Source organism: Arhodomonas sp. KWT (assembly GCF_010993615.1).
Window position 1 is genome coordinate 1 of the sequence record NZ_WNXE01000927.1, and the last position, 660, is coordinate 660.

The 660-nt window shown below is 73.5% G+C and carries 1 protein-coding gene; it reads right to left on the reverse strand.

Going from position 1 to position 660, the window contains the following annotated elements:
- Positions 1–20: 20 nt before the first annotated feature.
- A partial coding sequence (locus G7A99_RS23345) for a DUF3750 domain-containing protein (protein ID WP_163144439.1) occupies positions 21–660 on the reverse strand: 640 nt, incomplete at its 5' end.

Genomic DNA, 660 nt, shown 5'->3' on the forward strand with positions numbered 1-660 from the left:
GTATTCGAGCACACAGGCAGCTACCTGGCGCTGTTCGCGATCTCCTCGACCGCCCTGCTCGCCGCCGTCGCCCTGGCCTGGGCGTCCCCCGCCGGCGGCGGCCGCTGAATGCCAGGCCCGAACGGTCCGAAACGGCCGACGCCGGGGAGCACCAGCGCCGGCGGCCAGGGCGCGACACCGAGCTCCAGGCCAAGCACGTTGACCGTCAGCCCTTCCACCGCGGCGACGCTTACGCCGGCGAGGCCGTAGAGCGAGAGCTGGTAGCCGCTACCGCTCGGCACGCGGGCGAGCACGCCGTCGGCGAGGTAGTCCTTGCCCAGGGCCGTGGGCGGCAGGGCCACCGACAGCCCGTCCACGTGGCGGATCACCCACGCGGTGAACGTGTTGCTGTTGGGACCGGGCCAGCTGCGATAGGTGTGTGGGAAGGGATAGTCGTCCACCGCCCCGTCGATGCGGGGGATCAACGCCGCCGCACGCGGGCCGCGGATATCGGCAAGCAGACGCGGTGGCGCCCCGAACCAGGCGCGGTCCGGCTCGGCGGCACTGCGGTGGACCCGGCCGCCGCCCCAGCCGGTGACCTGATAGACGGTGTAGCGCCCGCCGCCGGCGGGCTTGGTGGCGATCCAGGTGTGCACGGCGAAGGCGCCGCGCCACTCGAAG